The following is a 20,413-nucleotide window of genomic DNA, read 5'->3' on the forward strand; positions in this document are numbered from 1 at the left end:
TTCGGTCCTTTTGCCGTTCCTGGGTGGCTGCGGAGCGCAGGCGCTCATCGTCTTCGCGCGCGCGTTCATCTCTCAGCACACGTTCGAGATCCCGCTCGCGCATTGTAAGTTCGTAATGGGCACGGATAGCGGAAGGCAGTTCGTCGAGGGCCTCGCGAGCCTTTTGGCGGTTGCCGCGCGCAAAAAGCCCACCACGCATCCACCCGAAATGCCAATGCCGACCGAAGAAGTCGTCACTCTGAAGGACGCCTAGGGTTCCTTCCAAGCCACGCGCTTCGAGGAGGCCGTCGTATGCGCCGATTGCGCGTTCCGGATCTTCGAACGTGCTTCTGAGAAGCCGGTGCACGCGCTCAGTTGCGGCTTTGCGAGCCACTGACAGTTCCTCAAAGCCGCTTTCAATGAAAAATCGTGTGAAATCATTTGCCGACATGATTGTTCTCCAGCATGATGATGCATGTTTCAGTGGATCGCCGAGTTGAAGAGCCTGCTCGAATTTGAGCGGGTCGTGCGGCGTAACCGACAATTCCCCGTCGACCACGAGTCCAGTCGTCTTGCAGCGTTGCGGGCCATGGAGCGCTTTCCAGACGATCCGTTACACCAGGAGGCTGAAGCGCGAACCGAATGGTTTCTGCGGTGCCTCATGCGGCGACGGCCGCACGACGCCTAGTTGGCCGTTAGCAACGTGCTCACTCCGTCAAGGGCTTTGCCCTCCTTCACTTCGTTTAGGCCCTTCGGTGACTTCCGCTGCGCGCGATGCTGTTCTGGAGGCGTCGGGACGGGGAACGCCCCGACGCCCTACGGGCGGGCTCGACGGCCTGCGGCGCGTCGAACAGGGAACAGATCATCTCCGGTAAGGCCGGTGGGCAGGCAGTTCTTGAATGATCCGCGTTGAAGGCGCCGTCGCATCGCTCGGCCGAGTCGGCGGAAAAGCTGAAGGCGATTTTGTCAAATTCCGGTGGAGGCCTCCGAGTATGCCGGAAATTGCCCGGAACAGAACCGGCAGCAGCCAGATTGTGATCCGAAGGCTGGCCATGATGACCGCGCCGGCTAGCATGATGACCAGCATCAGCATCCAGCTTGCCATCGAGAAGAGCATTGTCCACATCAACTTCCCTCCTCACGAATGCCGCGAAACACAAGCGACCTTGCACCTCGGCTCTCAAACCAGCGGCGCAGGAACGCTCGATGGGCTTCCGTTTGGCGCTGGGCATATTCCGGACGGAGCAGGTAGACGAAAGTAACCTCGACATTCGTCAGGTCCGCTTGTGTCATCGCCGGTAGTCTGGATTTCTCGAAAGACTTCCAGAGGTCGCCGCCCTTGAACTGGGAATAGACCTTTGGCGTTAGCTGAAGTCCATCTGAAACCACGATCAGCTTGCGATTGGCGATCACGCCATCAAAGTCGGCGCGCTGTGTCAGAGATGTAATGGCTTCCATGATCGGGCTGCGATCGCTGGAGGTTGGGCTTGTCTTCGCCGCCTTAAGGGCTTCGTCGAACGGCCTATAGTAATTCTGGAGCCACCGTTGATCTTGTACAGAAGGGCCGGGGCGCGGTGCAAAATCACCGTTCTTTGCGCCGGGATTACATACCTGAAGTGCCATACTCAGGTTGCTTTCAGCCGCCACGTCCAAGAGCGCAACGATGGCCTTTCCATCCTTCGGGATCGATTGGCGGAGATCCCGAAAGATGCGCTCCAACTGCGAAATGTTTGCGGCCGTCGGCGCGTCGGTGAAGTCCACGAGCATTACTGTGGTACTGACGGGACGCCGGTCGAGGGTGCAGCCGTTGGATGCTCTCTTCGCTGTGTCCGCCGGCTTGGCAGTGAGCACGGTGGCTCCGAAACTTCCAATCGTGACGGCCGCCACTGCCGCAATCCCGAGCCCGAGAAGAACCTTTTTGCTCATGACGGCTCTCCGTCGATATTAGGAATGGTCCGCTCGCGGTGTAAGCGCCGGCTTCCTAGTTCTTCAAGATTATCTAGATACGCCTGCAGTCGCTTGTCAGCCTCACCAAAGAACGTGTTTAGGCGAACCTTCAGGCTTTGAGCGTGGGTTGCGTTTTGCGCGACCACATCAGCTATGGCCTTTTCCTTTTCCACTACGACTGCAGTAGGAGTGGAGAGTGGCCTGATATCGTTGGCAGACAAGAACTGATCGAAATAGGCAGGCTTCTGCGGGCGTATTTCGAGATAGGCTTCTTGCGCCTTGGTAATCGCCGTGTTGATGATGGCGATCACCACGGCGGAGCTGTCTCGATAGCGCTGTTCACGCATTACAGCTGCCTTGGCCATTTGTTGCGCGTTGCGGAGAATGTTCTTATTATCGGCGATCTCCTGATCAAGAAGTTGTTCTTCGCGCTCGATCGGTGCTCGAAGCGCATCACGAAGGTCACGAACGCGATCGTCAGCGCCGTTCGCGGCATTCCGCCAGTTTTCATGGTGGCGGGTGTAGCCTGGGATCGGATCGCTGAAACCACTGTAGCTCTTCCACAGGGACAGAATGCCTAGGACTAGCAGAATGATCAGGAACGCTGGGCCTTCAAGGGTCTGGAAATGGAACCATTCCGACGGATGGAAGATAATTCCCCAATCCATGCGCCGAATGAAGGACTGATCCGGATCAAATGCCGCCAACTGGTCGCGGTCGTGGGAGACCAGCAGAGCGAGATAGATAATGATAAATAGGCCCACTAGGGTGCCAATCGTGCCGGCAACACGTTCTATCCGATGGTATCCGTGGACTGCATGGCGAAGTGCAAAAAAGCCGGTCAGCGACGCTGCAGTGGAGGTCGCCACCACGATCAAAAGCGACAGCATAACCGCCGCTGGAACATCGGCTTCGACGTCCCGGTAGAGGTAGAAGCCGGTCGCAAGTTCAAGGCTGATAAAGAGACTCATGATGAATATGGTCATCATGATGGTCGGTTCGTTTGGCTCGCGGGCAATGCCACGGACTGCCTTGAACCTATTCAGTTGGTGCCGATGCTTGACCTCATCGCTCTTGGCGGCGACAGCGTCATCTTCACGCGGACGTTGGACCTTGATCAGGGTGCTTTCAACGCTTGCGAACCGAAGTTCGGGATCAAGTCCCTCGACGTCACTGATCTGCGAAAGGAAGCCCTCAATATCCTTGCTGGCTTCTTGGGCTTCTCGGCCGAGACGGTCGCCGGCGTCGGCGTAGATTTCACGTATCACCTGGTTGGGTGCGCTGTCGTCGCCGCCTTGAATTGCTGCCTTGTGCATGCGCTCCTGCATGTTTCGATTTACCAGGAGCCGGTTGGATTCTGTGGTGATGTAGGCGGTCTCCATCGGTATAGCGAGGGAGCCGTAGGGGGAACTTCGGCGATTACCGAAGGAGGAAAGGACGCTCATCTTGCTTCTCCACGCACGCGGGTAAAAAAGGCGACCTCGTGTGGGGCCGCCATGAGTGCTAGCTAATTTTCAGGGAAGTGGGAGGCGACACCCGTCGCCTCCCTGTTGGCGATCAATCTTCTTCTGACTGATCGCCCCATTCGTCGTAGGAACGTTGTTCCTGATGCTGAAAGCACTTATCGAGCGCCTTGAGGTAGCGTTGATGAGCAACTTCAAGCTCGTGACGTGCTGCATCCAGCTCTTGAACTTTGTCCGAGTTCAAGGAATGACTGAATAGTAGCATGGTGCACTAACGCCTGTTGGACACTGCGGGTTGACCATCGATCTTGATGCGCACCCAGGTCTCGGCTTCATCGATCACATCGCGGATGTTGCGAAAGGGCCGTTTCGCGATGAGCTCCCAGGGATATTCCCGATCGCCGGTCGGGGAGAGCTCTGCCGACTGTGGGAACGGCAGGAAACCGTCACGATCCTGGAGGCCAATAGGGTAAACCGCGTAAGGTTCGTGGCCGAAGGCGATGATAGCGAACGCGCGACCGGCCTTGCACGGGAATCCGTGGCTCAGAAGCTTACCCGGGCGAATGGCCTTGGCCGGGGAGGTTACTGCTTGGAATTTCTGGCCGTAAGGGTCATCACGTTTAGTACAGACACGTTGGGCATTCTTGAATTGGTGTTCGGGGGGAATCTCGGTCATGACACACTCCTATGTGGCGCACGCAGCGCTCTGTTATCCGGAGTGGTGGCGGCATTCGCGCCCGCCACCTTTTCAGAGACAACCTGTTCGGAGCCACACGGTTTGGACCCGTGCACAACTGGCTTCGGTACGGCCGCAGCGATGTTTAGTCGCCTGGAGACAACTGTCTCGTGAAAGGATCATGACATGGAGGGGAGAGGGGTAGTCAATGGGGAATCGCCAAGATTTAGCGAAAAAGAGCGACGGCCTAACAGCCGTCGCTCAGATAGGGTGATTGGCAAAGAGGTTGTGTCTCAATTGCCAATCACGCAGAAGCTGTCTCTGAAAAGGCGTTTGGATTCGTCTTTACGGCTTCTGCGTTTTCTTAAGTTAGTGCATCCGAAATTAAAAATTTAGATTTCACTAACTGGAACGTAACAAGAACATAAAATCCTTGTCAAATCATTAATGCAAAGACCCCCCGGATTGTTCATCCGAGGGGTCCAGAATTTAGGGTGAGTCCGACTGCGCGGGGCTAAAAGCCCCCAACAAGCGCCGCTGCGCAATGTCTCTTAGTTGAATACTCATGCGTTCTTTGAACGCCTTTGGCCCAGGGGTGTCAACCACCCGTAAACGCCGGTCAGTTGTTGATTTTGTGGCAAGTGTAGAAAAAAAGTTACTGTGGCAGCTTTGCATCAAGCAGATATCACGTATGCGCCTTTGGATGTGCTCTGAGACCAAACCTTGGACCGCCGGGAATTAGAGTTTTCCGGCTCTGATCACGATGGCTGGCTGGTTGCGCCACCGGGATTATGCAGGGCGGGCGGCAGATTGGAACATGACTTCGCCGACGCGTGTGGGGTAGCCGCATAGTCAAAGGATGAGTGTGGGATCCGATCCAATCGTATTAGCAAGAGAGCCCGCTCGTGCGGGCTCTGGATAACTAATTCATTTGGGACATTCGCGATGGAGTTGCAGTGAGGCCATCACGTTGCTCCTGTAACTTGCCTTTAATCCAGTTTATAACGGTTTTTCTGGTTGGTGCGGACGGCAAGGCATGTCCGTTGACCCATTTGCTGATAGCAGCTTTGCTGATCTTCTCATCTTCGGCAAGCTCTGAGGCCGCAAGTCCAAATTTTGAGAAGCTCCAATTCAGTACCTCGGCAAAGTTTTTCAGATCGTCGAGCTGGTTGTTTTTGTCAGCTAATTCGATCGCATTTATAAAGCCAGCCAATCCGTCGAGATACCAACGATCCATATTGTCGATCTTGGTTTGCGGTGCGGCCATCGCCAGCCTCCTATTTTTTTTCGCGGAATGTCGTTCGTAGGCACGAAGTGCCGCCGTTCGAAGATATATGCATCTTATAAACTTTGTTTCCTTTGTCAATAAAAAATAGCTTTTTATAATTTTTTCTTTTGTTTGCGATTGTTTCTAATATTTTTTGCGTTGATTTTCGAGAGTAAGTTTGTCAAATTAGCCTTTGTTGGATTTCGGAAATTTATAAGGGCTGAACGCCCAGGCGCGATGGAGTATTATTCATGACGCAGGAAAGCCCGAGTTTGAACTATACTGATCTGGCCGAGCGCCAGTTTCAGTCGTTGAGTTTTAAGCTGCAAAACCTGGTGTGCCGGGTAGTGAATGAGTTGGTGGCGATGGAGGATCATCGCGCCAACGATAATCCTTTTATGGAAGGATGCTCCCTTTTCTCAACGTACTCCAAGTCCCTCACCAAATGGGGCGTGAAGATTACCTACGGCATCTGCCAGGACACGATTGATATTGTCTGCATTGAGGTTGATCCCTCTTCTCTTCCCCCTTCTGGCCCGCAGGCTATTTCTATCAGGTCCTTTTCAGCAAACGATAATTACGAGTTTATACAACACCCAATTGCAAGAATAAACTTTGCATGTGATGGCCTTAAAAAGGTTGGTGCTTGGATTTCGTCTACTAAATATAATGATAGTGTAGAGGTGTTAGAACGCAATTCATCATATGATGATTATTCGTACGATGGATGTATTAAGATTGGTGCGTTAATATTATTTAGAATAATAAAAAATCATTTATATAGAGTGGATGAATACTTACGCTTTTCGTCTGAGGGGGAGGTGCGCCTTTATGGTCGTTATGCGGCAACGTCAATTGGTTCTATAGGTTCGACCTATGATCTATTTTCCGCTATGGCCGGAAATTATGATGCCTTGCTATGGAAAGTGAGCCCTATTGGTGTGAGCGATTGGCTTTCTCTCAATCGGAACAATCCGTTGGCCTCCTCTGTGCGCACTGTTTTCGAATTCGATAGAGGTTTGATGTCGAGCCAATCAAGTGCCGTAACTTCGCTGGATTATTTGGTGCACTCTGAAGCCACATTCGAAAATGATGATTTGTGTGGTTTGGATCAAGACCTACTGAGAGGTGCTACTCTTGGGTGGATAAGCACTTCAAGCCGGGATCTGCCGCGTCATCTGAATTGATGAATTGCCCAAAACAAAAAAGGCGGGTTTGGACCCGCCTTTTTTAAAGTCCAGGCAATTTAGAGCCAGCCGGAATGGCTCAGAATCGTATGAAAGTGGCTGATGCCCAGAAAGATGTAACAGCCAGCCAGAATGAGTTCGATGTAGAGAGGCATATCGGTGTCCTTTGTTTCTTCCAGATACATCGTATGTATAGTAAACAAAGTTTACCTTGTCAATTGAAGTAATCGAGCTTCTGAGGCCTTTTAGCTAACCTGCTCTCTTTTTCCTCCCCCCCTATATGTGATAATGTCCTTTATCATATATAGGGGGGAGCTATGGACTGGGGAAGCGTGCCGGACTGGATATCTGCTGTTGGTGACGCCGTAATGGGCGGAGCGGCTGGATTTGCTGCATATCAAGGTTATAAAGGTTTGACCGCTTGGCGCACCGAAATGGTCGGTCGTCGTCGAATGGAGCTAGCTGAAGAAGTTCTGGCTGATTTTTACGAGGCGCGAGACGTGTTGCGTTGGGTCAGATCACCGATGGCTTATAGCCATGAAAGTGAAACAAGACCTGGCCGCGACGTTGATCCAGAAGATTTGCGCGGTCATCGAGATACATTCTACGTGCCGTTAAAGCGGCTTAGCGACAATGCTGAGTTTTTCAGTCGTATACGGGCGCGTCGTTATCGAGTTATCGCAGCCTTTGGTGTCGAGGCTGCGAAACCCTATGATGTAATTCATGAGATCAACAATCGCATTGCCGTATCGGCACGAATGCTCATGCAGTTAGACCCCAGGAATACCAATGATCGAAACGTATCACGTCAGGAAAGGCTCGAAGCAGACGTATGGGAGGGTTTGGAAGAAAACGACCAAATTGGCAACCGTATCAATGAGACCTTGAAGACCGTGGAAGACCGTTTTCGCCCTGAAATCGTTGGAACGGGTTCCCGGACGGCGCCCTAGAGGATTAGAATGAACCAGCTCATCCCTCTGCCCCAAGGTATCAAGCTCCCCGAGCTGATTGGTCACTTGCCGAATTCCGGTCGGATGCGGTTCGTCGAGTTTTTCACGGCGGCGATCCGCAACCTGAACACCCGCAAGGCGTACATGCGGGCGGCGGTGGACTTCATGACCTGGTGCGAGCAGCGCGGCGTACCCGCCCTCCCCGCTGTTCAGCCGGTGCACGTAGCAGCATGGGTGGAAGAGCTAGGCCAAAGGCACGCCGTTCCGACCGTGAAACTTCGCCTCGCGGCCATCCGGCATCTGTTCGATTGGATGGTGACGGGCCAGGTTATGCCGAGCAACCCGGCACATGCTGTGCGCGGGCCGTCGTATTCGACGAAGAAGGGCAAGACACCGGTCTTGTCGCCCGAGGAGGCGCGGCACCTGCTGGCGACCATTCCGGCCGATACCATGTCAGGGAAACGCGACCGGGCACTGATTGGGCTGATGACCTATTCCTTTGCCCGTATTGGCGCGGCGTTGTCGATGGAGGTCCGCGATGTGTTCGTGCAGAACCGCCGCCTGTGGGTACGGTTGCACGAGAAAGGCGGAAAGCGCCATGAGATGCCCTGTCACCACACGCTAGAAGCCTACCTGGACGATTACATGGAAGCCGGAGGCCTGCGGGATCATCCGCGCAGCTCATTGTTCCGGACGATTGGCCGGGGAACGGGCGCGCTATCCGAAACTCCCCTGCCCCAAGCCAATGCCTATGCCATGATCCAACGCCGTGCCGAGGCCGCCAGAATCGACACAGACGTGTGTTGTCATACGTTCCGGGCGACGGGTATCACCGCCTACCTGAAAAACGGCGGCACGCTGGAGAAGGCGGCGCACATGGCTAACCACAGTTCGACCAGGACGACGCAGCTCTATGACCGGCGTAGTGACGACATTAACTTAGACGAAGTTGAGAGAATTCTCATTTGAGGATGCAGACGTGTCGTCTAATGACCGCTGTCGAAAAGGGGATTTAAGTCCCTCGTGCTGGGGCACTTTCTTCACAGAAGTTGGGTTCGCCAAAGGAGTGGCGGGGCGGTAAATTTCCCTGAGGATGGGTGAGCACGTCGAGCACGTGTGAGCACATGATGACGCACGAGCATAGCAATGCGCTGATAACCATCGGAAATCACTATATAATAAAATTAGCGGACTGCGCAATATGGTATCTAGTTTCATTTTTTTATGTAATAATATTTATTGAGTTTACGGTAATTGCGAACATCTAAGGTGCAGTCACGGAAACCTAAGACCTTGATTTTATTGATAAAAGTATCTATATTTTGGTTGTCATTGAGAAGCGTTGTTCGGGAGTGTCCAAACCTTCTGATCTCGTGGCAGTGAGCAATGACTCGGCTGGCGTCCAAACCTAGCCACCTAATACCCAGTGAATCGCATTGGCGGGGTCCAAACCTGTTGAATCGACGCTGGAATGCCGGCTGGCCTCCAAACCCAGCCATTTGAAGGCTGAGGCCCGGATCGACGACTCCTACCGCCGTCGATCCGGGATCTATCACTTGGCAGTGAGCACAACCCAGCTGGGGTCCACACCTAGCATACGTTATAAGGATAGCAAAAAGATGGCTCCGCGTAAAAAGATTGCCAAAAGACAGTTAGAGCTTCGCAACAGGCTATGGTCTGATCTCGATCTCGAGACAAACGAAGACGATTTATTATGGACTCGACAAATTTATAACGGGTTCACGACGCTACCTAAGGCTATGCCGTTGATGCTGGGCATCATGGATGATCTTGCTGGTGGCCAGCCTGTGTCCGGCACCTATCTTGAACTGTGGTGTCGGACGTTCGATGACAACTTTGTTGTTTTATCGAAGCAGGAGGAAATTGCGTTCCATTCTGGTTTTAGCGGTCAGCGGGCTGTCAGGACCTGGAAGGTGCGCCTCAAGCTTCTCGCTGAGATGGGTTTTATCAAGCTCGCGGCTGGATCTTCAGGAGATTGCAGCTACGCGCTGCTTTTGAACCCTTATCATATCATCCGGGACCTCCATGCTGCGGGGAAAGGCATTCGCCAGGACAAGTTCAACGCTCTGGTGGCTCGGTCGGTTGAGATCGACGATGAGAGCCTGATCCCCCCTCCCGCTAAAGTCGCAAAGTCTGCGGCTTGATCCATGTCTCTCAACATGAACGAATTCAGTGTGTGTGTGTACTCACACTGATAAGGCGAACCATCAGCGACGTGGGCTTGATGGGACTTACCAAGCCCATGGCCATGGCACCGAGCTCTCGCTGGCTACTTCTATAGGAAATGCGTCGAAAGCTCCGTTGCGAGCGTGGATACGAACGCCTCTTAAAGGCAGCCCATGTCCCCAGTAGTTATCCGGATCAACTGCAACCGTATTTTGAGCTGCAATCGGCGAAATTTTGGGTAACACAATTCCAGTTGGAGCCTCAGCAACGAAATCAAAGTCTTGAATACCGTCATCTGGTGGTGAAATGTATAGCCAAGCTCCTAGGCTTGGATTTTTCCAACCAGATGTAGGTACTGTCCCTTCTGCGTAAACGATTATTTGAACAGGATTGCTTTTTGCAAAGGAAACCTGGGCGCTTACCACTTCATAGATACGCTGCATTTCCGTCTCCCATTTTGTATATAGTGCATGAAACACTATCAAACATAGAAACTAAGTCTAGTTTTTTCTATTTTCGCGCGCATTCTCCAGAAATGCAATTGCCTTCTCAAGAGTTTCACCAAGTCCCAGTTATCGGCGTCTGCAACAGCATAAAAGGCTTCTATTGCCTCTGCTTTAGTCTTGATATTGATCTGCTGGTTACGCCCTGTGCGACGCCTGCGCTGAGCTTCAGGTGCCTTTGTCTCGGCGACATCTACTAGTTTAACTTCTCTGCTCTTAAAACCTGAAGCTTTGGCGGCCGTCTCGGTGATTTCTTTTTGCGGTTTGCGAGACGTTCCTGGTGTGAAATCTGACAAATCGACGGCCTACCTGAAGAACGGCGGCACGCTCGAAAAGGCGGCGCAGATGGCCAATCATAGCTCGACACGTACGACGCAGCTTTATGACCGTCGCAGCGATGACGTGAGCTTGGACGAGGTGGAACGGATTCTGATTTAGATCAGTCGTCGGTCTGCGATATCACTACGTGATCATCTATTGACGAGATGAGCAGGGCTATCAAAATCGGTAGCCCTGTCCTTTTTCGCGCCGATGGCAACCCGCTCGCGGGCTACGATGATCTTGCGCTGACGTTCCAGCTCGCGCTCTTCCTTGAGCCAAGCGAGGAACACCCGGCGCCCGGCATCCATGGAAACATGGTCGCAGAGCGCAGCCTTGAAGTTAAAATTCGAGGGGATGCCTCGGGCGAGGCCCTTGGCTCGCCGGTTACACCGCAGACGCTCAATCGGCACCTTACGGCTACGCTTTCCCTCGTTCAGGTTCAGGTCATTGAAGGTGCCGCCCATGTTTCCGGCCTTCCCGAAGACGGTTTCGAGCGTGGCGCGGATCTGCTTATTGCTCTGGCGCTCCGGCAGGATCACCAGAGCATGAAAATGGAGGTTGGCAATGCCGCGCTTGCGCTTTTCACCCCATCTTCGGGTCGAGACGGTCTGGAAGTAGACCAGGCGTTGCCAGTCCACACCCTTGTCGTGGAAGAGACGATTAAAAAACCTCTTGATGTTGCCGTCTTCGGCCGCCACCGCGATCAGGTTCGTTTTAATACGGCCGTCGATAAAAACCGCTCTCTCTCCATAGGTCGCAATCATGGCCGCCGCTACAAAGGCCTGCTTTAAAACATCCGTCTGCTTTTTCCAGACCGTCGTTTGCAGATCATCGAGACTACAAGCGGTAGCGATGATATTCCGAAACTTGTTCCACTGGTCAGAGTTTATCTGTCTCTCCGTAGGTTAAGCATGTGGCTGGGTGCTACTAAATGGAAGAACAAATGTGATATCCGGCCGGAAGCCTTGAAAAGCAAGGCCTTCGCGATGGTTTCGACCCCTAATCCCGTTCAAAAAAGGGCCTGCTGGCAAACCGTGAACAAACATCGCCCATGACAAGAACAGAGCTAGGCCGTGTCCCCATAACGGGGGTTCATGTCGGTAGCGGTGTGTGATTCAATTTCCGGGAAAGGAGATTGTCATGCGCCGTCACGAACTAACCGACGAGGAATGGGCGGTTATCGCGCCCTTGCTTCCGACCAACAGCCGTGGAGTTGAGCGAGTAGACGACCGCCGAGTGATCAATGGTATCCTGTGGCGCTTTCGAACCGGCTCGTCCTGGCGTGATGTGCCGGAGCGCTATGGTCCGCGCACCACACTCTACAATCGCTTCTCGCGCTGGCGTAGGGCGGGCGTATGGGATCGCCTCCTTGGCGCTGTTTCAAGGCACTATGCCGGAGAGATTGTCATGATCGATTCCTCCTGTGTTCGCGTTCACCAGCATGGTGCCAACGCAAAAAAAGGGGATCTGCCGATCCTTGCATGGGACGTTCGCGTGGCGGCCTGACGACAAAGATCCACGCGCTCGTCGATGCTGATGGTTTGCCTGTTCGACTGGAATTGAGCGCGGGTCAGGCCGCCGATGCTCCCATGGCCGAGAAGCTGCTGAGTGACATCCAACCCGGATCGACCCTACTTGCCGACAAGGCCTATGACACCGACGCGATCCGTAACTTTGCCAAGCAACGCAAGTGCTGGGCTAATATCCCCGCCAAAGCCAATCGCAAACAGACCTTCAGCTTCAGCCGCTGGGTCTATCGCCAGCGCAATCTGGTGGAGCGTTTCTTCAATCGCATCAAACAGATGCGTGGTATGGCAACGCGCTACGACAGACGCGCAGACAATTACCTTGCCGGGCTCAAACTTGCCGCGACGAGGATTTGGATCGCGTCAGCTAATGAGTCCGCGTCCTAGGGGCTTCGCCCCTTGCGTATCCTCGCTTTCGGCGGAACCATAATAGAGACAAGACCCGGAGATACGTATGTCTCTTCCGGTGTACCATCGGGGGATGATAATCCAATTGAAAAAGTACTGGTGATTGAACGCCACCAGCCTGATATAGCCTGTACATATAGTTTTTTGCCCCCAGATGGCAGCACAATATTGGTACTTATTTGTAACAATGGATCGCGGCTGTCTCTTCCGAAATACGATTAACCCACCCGATAAAACAACCTATGCTGGCAGGCGCTCGCAAATCAACGCTATTTCCTCTGATGATTGAGGGAATAGCGCCACACTCCCTCCCCCACGATTTCAGGCGCGTTTGCGATGTCTACCGCAAAGAGCTCCCTCCGCAACAACCTTAATCGCATGATTTTTTTGTCTTTATCCGCAACCTAAGTATTCGGAGTTAATTTTAACGCTAACGTTAATGTTGGAGTTGAAATTAATGTTAATGATATTTTTAACATTCGCGCTTACAATGCCACCAGAAATAGAGGACGCGCCATGTTCACCATCACCTTTGCCAACCCTAAGGGCGGCTCCGGCAAAACAACCTCCGCCATGTTGCTGGCGGAACAAATTCATCAGGCCGGAGGCACGGTAGCCATTCTTGATTGCGACCCGAACCAGAATATCATGCAATGGGCTGCGCAGCGCGGCGAACAGGGGAGGGAGGTGCCCTTTCTGGTCAGACCCGTTCCGACTGAAGCGGACTTTCTTGATACGGTAGAGAGCATCAGGGGCAGGGCCGATTATCTGATTATCGACCTTGAAGGCACCGCGTCCAATCTCGTGACCTATGCCATCAGCCAATCCGACCTTGTGTTGATTCCGTTTGAACCCACACCCATGGAAGCGCGGCAAGCCGCACGGGCTGTGCAGCTCATACAGAATACCGGCCGTATGATGAACAAGGCCATTGGGCACGCGCTACTGTTGACGCGGGTCAACGCTGCATTTCAGACCAGCGACGAAAAGGACGTACGCAAGGAGACGGAATCCGCCGATATTCCGGTTCTACCGACCGCTATTGTGCGGCGCGCGGCTTACACCCGCATCTTTCGCGAGGGCTCCCTGCTCGGAGAATTGCTTGAACAGGCTCGCAGCAGCGTCGAGGGCAGTACCATCTCCCAGCAGGAACGTGCTTTGAAGCCACTGGAATCCGCCATTCAGAACGCCAAAGACTTCACACAAGACGTTGTGAACCACATCACCCAGCAGGAGGCCGCCGCATGAGCTACGGATTCAACAAAACCGATTCCGGCGCAGTCGGGACGGGCACCGTGAAACTGCCGCCCGTACAGAGGACGGAAAAGCCCGCCGCTGACATAAGCCGCGTGTTGCAGGCCGGTCAGGATCTCGGCTTTGTGTCCCGTGATGCAGGAACCCGCCGCAAACCTGGCCCCAAGCGAAAAGAGCCGCAAGACCGGTTGACCGTCACTGGACCTAAACGGATCATCGACCGCCTGAAAGCCTATTGCGATGCCAATGGCGGCGCGTCCTACTGTGAGGCCATCGAGGCCCTGCTTGACGGCACCGAAAAGTAGCGCGGCAAAGCATGTGGCCGGTAGGGCCTTCCAACCAAATCAGATAGCATCCAACTCATGAGCACCAACGACGAATCCCTGATAAAAGACACTGACCTCCGCAAGGAATTGGCGCGCCATCGTGGGCGCACCCTCATCCCTAAAATGTTTGAGCTTGAGGTGAAATTGCTGATCGAAGAGCAGGAGCGCCGGGACGCGGCAGCCGAAGCCCGCGCCGTCGAGATAGCCAGCTTGCCTCGAGATAAAGGACGCCGCGCCAAGGCACGCGACATGTTGGAAACGTCGAAGGGTAATGATGCGCAGAACCTTCGGCATATTCACAGCGTTCTCGCCCTATGTGGCCTACCTTACACCAAGAAGCCGATTGAAGAACGCACCTATCAGAGCGAGCAGGGGCGTATGAAGCTCCTCATCAAGGCTGGAGAGCTTCTCTCGCCCCAAGGGGAGTGGGTACCCCAACCGTTGCCCTATGGATCGCGTGCGCGGCTTCTGCTTCTCCACCTTTGCAGCGAGGCCATCCGCCAGAAATCGCCGACCATCAACATCGAGGACAGCCTGACCGCTTTTCTCAACAAGATGGGCTTTGAAGCGACCGGCGGCCCGCGCGGCACGCTTACCGCCTTCAAGCAACAGGTGAACGCCTTGGCGGCTTGCAATATGAAAATCGGCATGACCGATGGTGCGGGGCACGCGACAACCATCAATACCCAGCCGTTCGCTTCGCTGGACGTCTGGTTCCCCCAAAACCCAGACCAGCGGATGCTGTGGCCGAGCACAATCACGTTCAGCCGGGATTTCTACGATACCTTGAGCAAGCACGCCTTGCCGGTCAACGTCCATGCTATACGGGCCTTCTCAGGCTCCCCGCGCAAGATTGATATCTACTATTGGCTCAGTCACCGGATTTACGGGCTGGAGGAGCCGCTGATGATCAGTTGGAGTGCCTTGAAAGAACAGTTTGGGGACGGCTACAGCCGCGAACGTGACTTCCGCGCCAAATTTGCCGAAGAGCTGAAGCACATCGGCGAGGTGTTCCCCAAATTGCCCGCTTCATTGGGCGAGAAGGGGCTGAAACTGAAACCAGCTGACGCTCAGGCATTGGCGATTCCGGCCAAACGTTCCACGAAAATTCCCGTGAAACCATAACCACTTAGCTACGCTGAATCGGTCGCGCCCTTGCGGCGATTCGATTTCAAATGAATCAATGTCTTAGCGCGACGGTTACGCTGAATCAGTCGCGCCTCCACGCTGAATCGGTCGCGCTTGCCGGAAATTTCACGCTGAATCGGTCGCGCCCTTTACGCTGAATCGGTCGCGCTTTTACGCTGAATCGGTCGCGCCTATATATAGATACTGAACATTGCTGATAATTACGGAACATCTTTTTCTAAAAAGAATCCCGAATTTCTAAAAATGAGAATTTGAAATTTTTGTCTTTAAAAAATGAAAAAGAAGGGTCTCAAACGGCGAATGCCACCAAGGCTTTCCCTGGTGGCATCCTAACCCTTTACGGTCATCGGCTTCCCAGCCTGTACCGTGACCGAATTGAATCACATCTTCCCTCCCAGGCCAAGCCGTAACTGCCGTCTTCGTGAGCATCGAAATCGCAGAACTCAGCCCGATGCGCTATGCTGTCAGGAATCTTGTTGATGATACTGGAAAGTGATACTATATGGAATTAAGCAGGAAGCATCGAGCAACCCTTGAAGCCATCTTTGCCGAACCCGTCCGCGCCGGAATTGTTTGGCGTGATATTGAGGCAATGCTGGTAGCCTGCGGTGCAGAAATCACCGAAGGGCAGGGGTCGCGTGTGCGCATCGCCTTAAATGGCGTCCGAGCCGTGTTTCACAGGCCCCATCCGCAAAAAGAAACGGATAAGGGCGCGGTGAAATCGATGCGGCGCTTTCTGACTGAAGCGGAGATACAACCATGACCATGATGCATTACAAAGGCTATGAGGCGGTCGTAGAGTTCGACGAAGAGGCTGAGATTTTTCACGGCGAGGTGATTAACTTGCGCGACGTGATCACCTTCCAGGGCACATCGGCGGCCGAGTTAAAGAAGGCCTTCGCGGAATCCGTCGAGGATTATCTGGCCTTTTGCTCTGAGCGTGGCGAAGAACCGGAAAAGCCGTTCTCCGGGCAATTCGTGGTGCGAGCCGAGCCGAGCTTGCACAAAGCTCTGACTGTCGCCGCCAAGCGAGCAGGGGTCAGTCTCAACAAATGGGTGACATCCACTCTTGAGCGGGCGGTTGGCTAGCAACAGCGCCTCAGAGGCTCACAGGAGGCCCTCAGAAGCGTTTTTGCTGATGGAATGCTGTGTGGGCCGTTCTGTGCTCTGAAACCCATCCTAACCCTTTTAGAAATATCCTCGGGGTACCGTGGGCACTCCGGCGGAATGAGCCACGAGGGGGGTCCAGGGGGCTCGCCCCCTGGTTAAGCAGCCATAGGCACGCCGCGCATTCGAACGAAGTTTGCGTTTACGACTTCACCCATGTTGGTCGTGACCGCGACCGTTGCTTCCCGGCAATTCGTCGGGATCTCCGCTGCTGCCAGGACCGTCCAGTCAAAAGGTTGAACAATGCCACGGATGACACTTGGTTGACCTGCCGGCATTTTCACCGCGACTTCAACCTGGGTCATGCCAGGCCTGCTACTCGGGCCATAGCGACCATCGTAGATGCCGCCGCCCAAGTCAAAACCATAAACAGCACCATTCTTAAAAGTAAGAGTGGCGCCGCCTTGGCCAGCGCTACCCGCGAATTCGATAACGTACATGCCTTCCATTTCGGAACTGCCTTTCTTGATTTCGAAGAGCTGCCGTTGTTGCAAGGAGGGCGGCAGACTATCGAATAGTTTCAGGAATGCGTTTACGGGGCCCGGAATTGATCGGGCTTCCGAAAGCCATTGAGCAACTGCGCCAGGCGATACCTGAAGCCAGCGGGCAAAATCCGCTCGCGACAGGTCCAGAGCAGTTATCTTTTCACGTAACTCAGCACTTGATAAACTCATTGAGTAACTCCTATTCCTCAATGATAGCACCTCAATGAGGTGTCCACAATAGGCAATGTGAACTTGGCCTAGCAGGTGACTCCCAGATATAAGGGTAAGATTTGCGGCAGGAACGTCAGCATCAGTCCTCCCAGGGCAACGAGCGCCGGCTTCTCATTGCGGAAAAAGGTGAAGGCCCAGACGATGAGGCCGGTGACCATGAGGAAAACGCCGAGTGCGTAGGAAATCGCCATCATGGGCTCCAACAGCCAGCAGAAGAGCATTGAGCGGTAACCGAGCCATCCGGCGAGCCAGTCGGCGGCAAAAGCCAAGGCTAGTACCGCGCCAATCATGAAAGCAATGTTCGGAAGAAGCTTTGAGGACACAGGCATTGCAGTGGTTCCTTTCGGGGACGTTGCAGGAAAGTGACTCATTAGTGGAAGGGTCGGTTGTTTTTCTAACAGCGCACTTGTACATTGCTCTGCAACATAGGTGCTCCGGCTGCCACAGGGTTGTGGCAATCCGCCGGACCGGAAGCCCTACCGGGCTATTTTCACCAGTGGGGAATTCGTGCCGTCCTATCACTTCAGTGCTCAGATCATCGGTCGGAAGGCAGGACATTCCTCTGTTGCCGCCGCAGCCTATCGTGCCGGCGCTCGCCTGCGCGACGAGCGGAGCGGCCGCGAGCACGATTTCTTGCGGAAGCGCGGTGTCGCCCACAGTGAGATCGTCCTGCCCGAGGGAGCGGCGCCATGGCTTGCTGACAGGCAGGTCTTGTGGAACCACGTGGAAGCCCTGGAAAAGCGCAAGGACGCCCAGCTCGCACGGGAAATCAACATGGCACTTCCGCATGAGCTGACGGCCGCGCAGCGGTTGGAGCTGGTACGCGGCTTCGTCCGCGAGCAGTTCGTGCGCCACGGCATGGTGGCGGATATTGCCCTGCATGAGCCCGTGCCGGAGAAGGGTGACGATCCCCGGAATTTTCATGCGCATGTGCTGCTGACGCTGCGCCAGGCGCGGGGCGACGGCTTGGGCGCCGTCAAGACCCGCGCATGGAACTCCGACACGTTGCTTAAAGCGTGGCGAGAAGCTTGGAGCCTTCACCAGAACCGGGCACTCGAACGTGCCGGCGGCCGCGAGCGCGTGGATCACAGGCGTTTGCGGGAGCAGCGCCAGGACGCGGAGCGGCGAGGTGACCGACCGGCTGCGCTCGCGCTTGACCGTGCGCCGGAGGTGCATATGGGCCGACGGGCCCGCCGCATTCTGCGTAATGATGCGCGGCCGGAGAGCCGGGAGCGACAGGATAGCACCGCACGGCCGAGCGGTGGCGTGTTTCGCAGTGCTCGCCAAGCAGAACGTCGCTTCCGGCCGGTGGAGTATCCGGTATTCGACCAGGGAAGCCGGCCAGTGTGGAATGCGTCCATCGTCGCCGGCAACGTTAAGCGCACCTACGACCTGGTCGATAAACTGGAGCGCCAAGCGGTTCGGGTGCGGGAGCGCCACTTGCGCAGCCTTCGCCTCGCGAACGTGCCGGCGATGCGCCTGGCTCTTGGCATGGATTACAGACAGGCAATCGCCAGGAAGCATGTCCAGCGCAGCGAAGCGCTGGGACGCGTCATCGAGGAGCTTCTGGCTGGGCTTTTTCATATCCGAAAGCGCCGAATGGACAGGCATCGCAGTCTTCTCCGAGTGCGAGAGCACCATTTGTTTGCAGGCCGGCGCCGCGACTAAGCGGCGCGATCCACATTCTTCGGGGGTGTGAGCAGGGGGACGATTTTCGCGGAGCGCGGGCGCCACTGGTCCCACATGCCGCGCCAGCGCCAGACCTTGAAATATTGGATTTTCCGCGCCAGGACCGGATGGCGCACCGGACCGTTGAAGAAGATCAGAGCTTTCTTGCGCGACAACCGCATGATCTCCGAGGGATCGATCAGGAAGCGGCCGGCCTCGTTGGCGCCCTGATTGCGCTGACGCTCGAACATGTCGGTCGAGCGCTGCGACTGGCCCGCCGAATGGCTGGTGACGGTGGTTTGACCAATGCTGTCCGCCAGCATGCGCGCGGTCTCGATATCATTGACGCCGAAGGCGATCTTGCAGCCCGCATTGGCGATCATCGACGTGGACTTTTCGTAGGTGCGCTTCAGCTGGTCGAGATCCTGAAACACCAGGATCATGCGAGCATAGGTGGCCAGATAGCCGACACCGGTTTCCAGCGGCTCAATGCGCCCCATGGCGGCGGCCTCGTCGAGCAGGAGCAGGGTCGGAATCTTCGGCGGCTCTTCGCTCTTGGCGCGCGTCATGGCCATGATGGCGCAACCCATCATCATGCGGAGGAATCCTCCGTAGATGGGCAACTTCTCCTCGTCGACCATCAGGAAGCAGGTCATGGTCTTGCGGTTGAAGTCTCGGAAATCGAAGGTGCTCTTCTGGCTGATCAAGCCGGCCGGCCGATCGCCAGACCATACGGCCATGGCTTTCTCCGCATTCGAGAAGATCGAGCGCGCTTCATCACTGCCGGCGATCTTCTCGAAGGAGACCAGGAATTCGCGCAGGGATGCCGAGCCCAGGGTCTTGGCGTCTTCCATTAGCGGTGCCAGCCCTTCGGCGCCGAGGGTGACCAAGCTGCGCACCTTTGAGAGGGTGCGTAACTCTGGCGTCGCGGCATACTGCAAGCAGGTGTAGAGGATGAGGCCCTGGAGCAGCTGGGTTGCCCGATTATCCCAGTGACCACCGTTGGACGAATCCGGGATGACGAGCAATTTTGCCAGCTCCAGAGCGTCGTCGGCTTCGTGAAAACCGCCGATACGCACCATATCCAGAGGATTGAAACTGTCTGACCATTCGGGATTAATGGCGTTCAAGGTGACGACATGCCCAAGTTGTCGGCGGCGACGGGCGGTGACCGCGCTGTTTTCGCCCTTAGGGTCGGTGCAAATGATACTCCCCTTGTAGGTCAACAGGTTTGGGACCACCACACCCACGCCCTTGCCCGAGCGCATCGGCGCGAATAGGAGGGCGTAGCCGTCCTGGTTGAAGCGCAGAAATCGCCCCCAGCTCTTGCCAACGATGATGCCATTCCCGCCAAGGACGCCGCCCCAGAGTAATTCATGGAGCCGCGCCCAGCGAGCGCTTCCGAAGGTTAGGGAGCGGGAGCGAAGCATATTGACCGCGCCGGCGGTCAGGAACACCATCACCCACCAGGCGGCACGGAGAAGGCCATAGAGCAGGAAGCTCACCAGGCGGAAAAACAAGGACATCATTTCCATGAAGGGTCTCCCGTGTTTGGTTTCCGGTCAAATCGAATGCCTAGACGTTCATCAACGCTGGGGCGTTCGGTCCTTTTGCCGTTCCTGGGTGGCTGCGGAGCGCAGGCGCTCATCGTCTTCGCGCGCGCGTTCATCTCTCAGCACACGTTCGAGATCCCGCTCGCGCATTGTAAGTTCGTAATGG

23 protein-coding genes and 1 pseudogene are annotated in these 20,413 nt (G+C 55.0%); 12 read left to right on the forward strand and 12 right to left on the reverse strand.

The genetic code is table 11. The annotated features are described in order from the left end of the window. The 6 genes from ACQQ2Q_RS22290 to ACQQ2Q_RS22315 all read right to left on the reverse strand — a co-directional run. Positions 1 to 430, reverse strand: a 430-nt coding sequence (locus ACQQ2Q_RS22290) for a hypothetical protein (RefSeq protein ID WP_428189300.1), incomplete at its 3' end; no start/stop codon positions are given. A gap of 674 nt (positions 431 to 1,104) precedes the next feature. Beyond that, the gene (locus tag ACQQ2Q_RS22295) at positions 1,105 to 1,905 is read right to left on the reverse strand and encodes a hypothetical protein (RefSeq protein WP_428189301.1); all 801 of its coding nucleotides are present in this window, start codon (positions 1,903 to 1,905) and stop codon (positions 1,105 to 1,107) included. Further along, the gene (locus tag ACQQ2Q_RS22300; RefSeq protein WP_428189302.1) at positions 1,902 to 3,371 is read right to left on the reverse strand and encodes a hypothetical protein; all 1,470 of its coding nucleotides are present in this window, start codon (positions 3,369 to 3,371) and stop codon (positions 1,902 to 1,904) included. The genes ACQQ2Q_RS22295 and ACQQ2Q_RS22300 overlap by 4 nt, the downstream gene beginning before the upstream one ends. A 112-nt stretch (positions 3,372 to 3,483) precedes the next feature. Next, the gene (locus tag ACQQ2Q_RS22305) at positions 3,484 to 3,654 is read right to left on the reverse strand and encodes a hypothetical protein (RefSeq protein WP_428189303.1); all 171 of its coding nucleotides are present in this window, start codon (positions 3,652 to 3,654) and stop codon (positions 3,484 to 3,486) included. Between the two features lie 6 nt (positions 3,655 to 3,660). Then, a complete protein-coding gene (locus ACQQ2Q_RS22310; RefSeq protein ID WP_428189304.1) occupies positions 3,661 to 4,065 on the reverse strand; it encodes a hypothetical protein in 405 nt (134 codons plus the stop codon). 922 nt (positions 4,066 to 4,987) lie between these two features. Beyond that, complete coding sequence (locus tag ACQQ2Q_RS22315; protein WP_428189305.1) at positions 4,988 to 5,332, reverse strand: helix-turn-helix domain-containing protein; 345 nt, start codon at positions 5,330 to 5,332, stop codon at positions 4,988 to 4,990. A gap of 251 nt (positions 5,333 to 5,583) precedes the next feature. Between ACQQ2Q_RS22315 and ACQQ2Q_RS22320 the strand changes: the two genes are divergently transcribed. From ACQQ2Q_RS22320 to ACQQ2Q_RS22335, 4 genes are all read left to right on the forward strand, one after another. Then, on the forward strand, positions 5,584 to 6,519 hold the full coding sequence (locus tag ACQQ2Q_RS22320; RefSeq protein ID WP_428189306.1) for a hypothetical protein: 936 nt from the start codon (positions 5,584 to 5,586) through the stop codon (positions 6,517 to 6,519). A gap of 317 nt (positions 6,520 to 6,836) precedes the next feature. Further along, the gene (locus tag ACQQ2Q_RS22325) at positions 6,837 to 7,469 is read left to right on the forward strand and encodes a hypothetical protein (protein ID WP_428189307.1); all 633 of its coding nucleotides are present in this window, start codon (positions 6,837 to 6,839) and stop codon (positions 7,467 to 7,469) included. Positions 7,470 to 7,478: 9 nt separating this feature from the next. Then, positions 7,479 to 8,438, forward strand: a complete 960-nt coding sequence (locus ACQQ2Q_RS22330; protein WP_428189308.1) for a tyrosine-type recombinase/integrase — start codon at positions 7,479 to 7,481, stop codon at positions 8,436 to 8,438. 650 nt (positions 8,439 to 9,088) lie between these two features. Continuing rightward, positions 9,089 to 9,634 (forward strand): hypothetical protein, encoded by a 546-nt coding sequence (locus ACQQ2Q_RS22335; protein ID WP_428189309.1) that lies wholly within the window; start codon positions 9,089 to 9,091, stop codon positions 9,632 to 9,634. Between the two features lie 87 nt (positions 9,635 to 9,721). On the opposite strand, the gene ACQQ2Q_RS22340 is transcribed toward ACQQ2Q_RS22335, so the two are convergent. Both ACQQ2Q_RS22340 and ACQQ2Q_RS22345 read right to left on the reverse strand, forming a co-directional pair. Continuing rightward, a complete protein-coding gene (locus ACQQ2Q_RS22340) occupies positions 9,722 to 10,099 on the reverse strand; it encodes a hypothetical protein (RefSeq protein ID WP_428189310.1) in 378 nt (125 codons plus the stop codon). 38 nt (positions 10,100 to 10,137) lie between these two features. Next, positions 10,138 to 10,455, reverse strand: coding sequence for a hypothetical protein (locus ACQQ2Q_RS22345; protein WP_428189311.1), 318 nt, complete (start codon positions 10,453 to 10,455; stop codon positions 10,138 to 10,140). On the opposite strand from ACQQ2Q_RS22345, the gene ACQQ2Q_RS22350 reads away from it, so the two are divergent. Beyond that, positions 10,442 to 10,597, forward strand: coding sequence for a hypothetical protein (locus tag ACQQ2Q_RS22350; RefSeq protein ID WP_428189312.1), 156 nt, complete (start codon positions 10,442 to 10,444; stop codon positions 10,595 to 10,597). The two genes, ACQQ2Q_RS22345 and ACQQ2Q_RS22350, sit on opposite strands and share 14 nt — an antisense overlap. Before the next feature lie 32 nt (positions 10,598 to 10,629). Here the strand turns inward: ACQQ2Q_RS22350 and ACQQ2Q_RS22355 are convergent, their stop codons facing one another. After that, on the reverse strand, positions 10,630 to 11,244 hold the full coding sequence (locus tag ACQQ2Q_RS22355) for a hypothetical protein (protein ID WP_428189313.1): 615 nt from the start codon (positions 11,242 to 11,244) through the stop codon (positions 10,630 to 10,632). A gap of 376 nt (positions 11,245 to 11,620) precedes the next feature. On the opposite strand from ACQQ2Q_RS22355, the pseudogene ACQQ2Q_RS22360 reads away from it, so the two are divergent. The 6 genes and pseudogenes from ACQQ2Q_RS22360 (at position 11,621) to ACQQ2Q_RS22385 (ending at position 16,232) form a co-directional block, all read left to right on the forward strand. After that, positions 11,621 to 12,393 (forward strand): annotated as a pseudogene (locus ACQQ2Q_RS22360) (IS5 family transposase). Positions 12,394 to 12,930: 537 nt separating this feature from the next. Continuing rightward, a complete protein-coding gene (locus ACQQ2Q_RS22365) occupies positions 12,931 to 13,662 on the forward strand; it encodes an AAA family ATPase (RefSeq protein ID WP_428189314.1) in 732 nt (243 codons plus the stop codon). Further along, positions 13,659 to 13,973, forward strand: a complete 315-nt coding sequence (locus ACQQ2Q_RS22370; protein ID WP_428189315.1) for a hypothetical protein — start codon at positions 13,659 to 13,661, stop codon at positions 13,971 to 13,973. The genes ACQQ2Q_RS22365 and ACQQ2Q_RS22370 overlap by 4 nt, the downstream gene beginning before the upstream one ends. Positions 13,974 to 14,030: 57 nt before the next feature. Next, positions 14,031 to 15,119 carry a replication protein RepA gene (locus ACQQ2Q_RS22375; protein WP_428189316.1) on the forward strand — a complete coding sequence of 363 codons (1,089 nt, stop codon included), beginning with the start codon at positions 14,031 to 14,033 and terminating at the stop codon, positions 15,117 to 15,119. Positions 15,120 to 15,645: 526 nt separating this feature from the next. After that, positions 15,646 to 15,906, forward strand: a complete 261-nt coding sequence (locus ACQQ2Q_RS22380; protein WP_428189317.1) for a type II toxin-antitoxin system HicA family toxin — start codon at positions 15,646 to 15,648, stop codon at positions 15,904 to 15,906. Then, positions 15,903 to 16,232, forward strand: a complete 330-nt coding sequence (locus ACQQ2Q_RS22385; protein WP_428189318.1) for a type II toxin-antitoxin system HicB family antitoxin — start codon at positions 15,903 to 15,905, stop codon at positions 16,230 to 16,232. Before ACQQ2Q_RS22380 ends, ACQQ2Q_RS22385 begins: the two co-directional genes overlap by 4 nt. A 176-nt stretch (positions 16,233 to 16,408) precedes the next feature. On the opposite strand, the gene ACQQ2Q_RS22390 is transcribed toward ACQQ2Q_RS22385, so the two are convergent. Together ACQQ2Q_RS22390 and ACQQ2Q_RS22395 are read right to left on the reverse strand one after the other, a co-directional pair. Next, positions 16,409 to 16,984, reverse strand: a complete 576-nt coding sequence (locus ACQQ2Q_RS22390) for a hypothetical protein (RefSeq protein ID WP_428189319.1) — start codon at positions 16,982 to 16,984, stop codon at positions 16,409 to 16,411. A 68-nt stretch (positions 16,985 to 17,052) separates the two neighbouring features. Then, entirely contained in the window at positions 17,053 to 17,355 is a 303-nt protein-coding gene (locus ACQQ2Q_RS22395) for a hypothetical protein (RefSeq protein ID WP_428189320.1), read from the reverse strand. 178 nt (positions 17,356 to 17,533) lie between these two features. Between ACQQ2Q_RS22395 and mobQ the strand changes: the two genes are divergently transcribed. Further along, positions 17,534 to 18,694: a MobQ family relaxase gene (gene mobQ, locus ACQQ2Q_RS22400; RefSeq protein ID WP_428189321.1), complete on the forward strand. Its 1,161-nt coding sequence runs from the start codon at positions 17,534 to 17,536 to the stop codon at positions 18,692 to 18,694. Here the strand turns inward: mobQ and ACQQ2Q_RS22405 are convergent. Beyond that, positions 18,691 to 20,229 carry a type IV secretory system conjugative DNA transfer family protein gene (locus tag ACQQ2Q_RS22405; protein WP_428189322.1) on the reverse strand — a complete coding sequence of 513 codons (1,539 nt, stop codon included), beginning with the start codon at positions 20,227 to 20,229 and terminating at the stop codon, positions 18,691 to 18,693. The two genes, mobQ and ACQQ2Q_RS22405, sit on opposite strands and share 4 nt — an antisense overlap. Positions 20,230 to 20,413: the final 184 nt, after the last annotated feature.

It is taken from the genome of Agrobacterium sp. ES01 (genome assembly GCF_050320885.1).
In the GTDB taxonomy this organism is placed as follows: domain Bacteria; phylum Pseudomonadota; class Alphaproteobacteria; order Rhizobiales; family Rhizobiaceae; genus Allorhizobium.